The organism is Aequoribacter sp., from assembly GCF_965659035.1.
Taxonomy (GTDB): Bacteria; Pseudomonadota; Gammaproteobacteria; order Pseudomonadales; family Halieaceae; genus Aequoribacter.
Window position 1 is genome coordinate 1 of the sequence record NZ_CBFHWH010000129.1, and the last position, 3,881, is coordinate 3,881.

Annotated in this window: 3 protein-coding genes; all 3 read left to right on the plus strand. The window is 51.3% G+C overall.

Annotated elements, in window-relative coordinates; translation table 11 throughout:
• On the plus strand, window positions 1-711 hold a 711-nt coding region (locus ACTF5Z_RS11550; protein ID WP_438985769.1), incomplete at its 5' end, for an amidohydrolase family protein.
• A gap of 256 nt (window positions 712-967) precedes the next feature.
• On the plus strand, window positions 968-2,623 hold the full coding sequence (locus ACTF5Z_RS11555) for a sulfatase-like hydrolase/transferase (RefSeq protein ID WP_438985770.1): 1,656 nt from the start codon (window positions 968-970) through the stop codon (window positions 2,621-2,623).
• Window positions 2,624-2,776: 153 nt separating this feature from the next.
• Window positions 2,777-3,881 (plus strand): TonB-dependent receptor (locus ACTF5Z_RS11560; RefSeq protein WP_438985771.1); only part of this gene is annotated, 1,105 nt, incomplete at its 3' end.

Here is a 3,881-nt window from a genome sequence, read left to right on the forward strand (position 1 = left end):
GCCGAGCCCAATGAAATACTGGACCCGGATTTACAGATTATTATCGAGATGATGTCTTCGGCGTTTAACATGCCGTACGCCATGGGGCCAAATTTTAACTACGAACCTACCGCTGAAGAGTCGATCGAATCACTGGCCAGCGCTGCGGGTGTGGCGCCGGCAGAATACGCTTATGACTTGTTGCTGAAGAATGAAGGCACAGGGTTTATTTATTTCCCTTTGCTGAACTGGGCTGAGGGTAACTACAACTTCTTAGAAGACCCTTTGCATTCAGATGACTGCGTAAACTCCTTGTCCGATGGCGGTGCGCACTGCGGCACTATTTGCGATGCCGCGGCCTCCACCTACATGTTGCAACACTGGGTGCGCGATCGTCAGGGGCGTCGTTTATCGCTGGAATATGCCGTACAGCGTCAGTGCCGAGACACGGCGCGTCTTTATGGCCTCAATGATCGAGGTGTTATCGAGCCAGGCTATTTGGCGGATTTAAACATCATTGATCTGGATGCAATCAAGTTGGGTGAGCCTTGGGTCGCCGCCGATTTGCCCGCCGGCGGTAAGCGTTTGTTACAAAAAGCGGACGGCTACGTCGCCACCGTTAAATCGGGGATGGTGACGTTTAAAGATGGGGTCATGCAGGGTCCAACGCCGGGTGGTTTGATCCGCGGACCACAGCAACTGGCGTCGGGTTCGGCCACCAAAATTGCATGATCTTGCCCGGGCGATCGTCAGTGCTGAGCTAAAGATCGCTTTTACCGGACGAGTTTGTTAGGCGCCCTTGATTGTCGTCTGCTAGGGTCATCGGGTGGCTCTGGACTCCGTGATGTGTCGGCGCCGCTATATTTATGGGTCGAGCGTGAGCTAAACTTTGATCCGTGGACTTCTTCGAGGCGTAACAGAGGTATCTTCTGGCAGGATTTTCTGTATGAGGCTGGTTGAGTCTTTATCCTCGGTTTGGCGCAGTACAATGGTACGACGTCTTGTGTTCACGGTCGCGACCAGTCTGTTGATGCTCTCTGACGACTTGATCCAAAAGCTGTTCAATCCCAACAATCTTGCCCAATTTGAATTATCGTACGTGGTAACGATTGTCGTCATTAATGCTTTGTTATGGCTGACGCATCGCTGGTTTGCGCTGGTAGTGACAGCGTTGTTTGCTTCGATGCAGATTGCACAGCTCACGCATATCTCAGTAACGGGCACGCCTCTGGCACCCTATGATATCGGAAAGTTTTTCGAGGCCTCGGGCGAAATAGCCCTGGCGCTTTCCTATGGTTGGCAGGATCATATTTACCTATTAATTGTCTGGCTAGCCTCATGGGGCGCTGCTCTTTACATATTCGCACGCTTCGGTGGCAGCGTTAATCCTCGACCGAGCTGGGTGCCGCTGCTGCTGGTGGTGTTGATCTTGGGCTCTAAGCCCGAGCGCGCCACGCGCCGCGATATGATTGCCTTTATGCCGGGCCCCACTCGCAGTTCGTTGCACAATTCCATCAACGCTTTTTCGTATTATTTCACCCGCATGGCGGGGCGTGATCAGCAAGTCTTGCGTCCAGACTACTTGCCTTACGAGGTAAAACCGCGTGTTTCGGCGGGTGAGGCTCCCCAAAACATCATCTTGCTGTTGGTGGACTCGTTGCGCCACGATCGCTTGCAAGTTAACGGTTATGAAAGAGAAACGACGCCTTTCTTAGCGCAGTTAGACGCGCTAGGTGCACTGGAGACGCGAACTGGGCTTGCCTCCTCCGTAGCGACGGGGTCCTCGTTACCTTTGCTTTTGAATGTTGTTCGCGAGCCGGGTAACGTCCAAATGATTAATCAACACCGTGCTAATCTGTTTCGAAACGCGCAGCAGGCGGGCTATAAAACGTTTTGGCTGTCGACGCAGGAATCTAAGGTGCTGCACGCCCTGGGGGCTCGCTACATTGATGTGATCAAGACCCTTGAGGATGACCCTCTAGATATCAAAGTTCGTGGCGACAACGAGCTAGTCACTTGGCTAGAAGAAAAAGAGTGGGGCGAGAAAAATTTTGTGGTCATTTTATCTCGCAGTGTACATTCGCCTTACGAGGCAAATTATGCCAAGCCCGATGCTGTGGAAATGTGGTCAACTAAAGACCCTGATCTAGCATTCCCAGATCGGATGAACAACGCTTACGATAATGCGATTTTGTATTTTGACGGTATTTTAGAAAGAAAAATCGCCGAGCTAAAGCAAAGCTTGCCGGGGCACTCGGTGGTGGTTATTACAGCTGATCACGGGCAGATGTTGGGTGAGCAGAATGCCTGGGGTCACAATCGCCTACAGCCCGCTGTGGCATCGGTTCCGATACTCATGCATCAATGGGGTTTGGCGATGAATTCCCCGAGCCTGACGCTACCGGATAGTGATTACGTAAGTCATTACGAGCTTGGGGAATGGCTCTTAAACCTTATGCAATTCGAGTTGGTGAATCCGCAAAATGTCGCCAATGTGCACTATTTTCAGGGTGAGGATTTGTACCGAGATAATCTTTATCGCAGAGTACTCGAGGATCACCGAGGCTTCACTTTTTGCGACCTGAGTCAGGTCAGTCGTTACAACGACGTTTCGCAATGCCAGGCGACCCTGACGTCGGAGTAGTTTGCTCCGCCATCGCAGAATGATCCAGAGAGTTCGGTTTAGCGAAATTTTTACCACCCCTCTTGACACTTCAACAAATGTTGAATTAATGTGGGTACCAGTTTCAACAACTGTTGAAAGCGAACCATAAACATAACGAGTGAGGATGGAGTCATGAACACGCGAATGAAGTTGTCTGCCTTGGCGACAGCGGTGACCTTGGCGGTTACTGGTCAGGTTGCCAGCGCACAGAACACCGCAGAGAAAAAGCGTCAAGCAACCCTCGAAGTGGTTGAAGTTACGGCCCGACGCACCACCGAGAACCTACAGGAAGTGCCAGTATCAGTGACCTCATTGGGAGCTGAAGCTTTAAGCAATGCAGGCGTTTCGGTCCTTACTGAAGTCCAGCAGTTCTCGCCTAACACTACCTTGCAGAACAGTCGTGGTACCAACTCGACTCTGACTGCGTTTATTCGTGGTGTCGGTCAGCAAGATCCGTTGTGGGGCTATGAGCCCGGCGTAGGCATCTACATCGATGACGTTTACATGGCGCGCCCTCAAGGTGCAGTGCTGGATTTGTTAAACGTTGAGCGTATCGAAGTGCTGCGCGGCCCTCAGGGTACGCTCTACGGCAAAAACACCATTGGTGGCGCGGTGAAATACGTAACCAAACGTATGTCAGGTGACGCCAACGCGCAGGTGGATGTGACCGTGGGTTCTTACGGGCAGCAGGATTTGAAATTAACGGCTGAACTGCCTTTAATTAAAGATAAAGCTTACCTGGGTTTGGGTTATGCGGATCTGTCGCGAGATGGCTTTGGTGAATACTTGGTTATTGCCGAGAGCATGGGCTATCAAGACCCAGAAAACTACAACAAAGACCTCACGGCGATGCGCGCAACGCTAGAGTTAACGCCCACCGATAATCTGTTCATCCAGCTGACCTATGATCAAACAGAAGACGATTCAAACGCCAAAGGCGGCTACCGTCTGTTGCCAAGTTTGCTCACGAATGCACCTGTACCTGGCTCTGTATTTGATTCTTATACGTCGATGCCTACCGATAACTACGTCGAGCTTAAAGGCTTTGGTTTGACGGCTGAGTGGACTGTGTCAGATGAGCTCACCGTTAAGTACATCGGCGCGTCGCGCGAGAGCTACTCAGATACCAACATCGACTTCGACAATACGCCTTTAGATATTTTTGACGTGCCGGCGTTCTATGACGATGAGAACACCAGTCACGAATTACAGTTTAGCTACGCCAAAGAGGGCTATT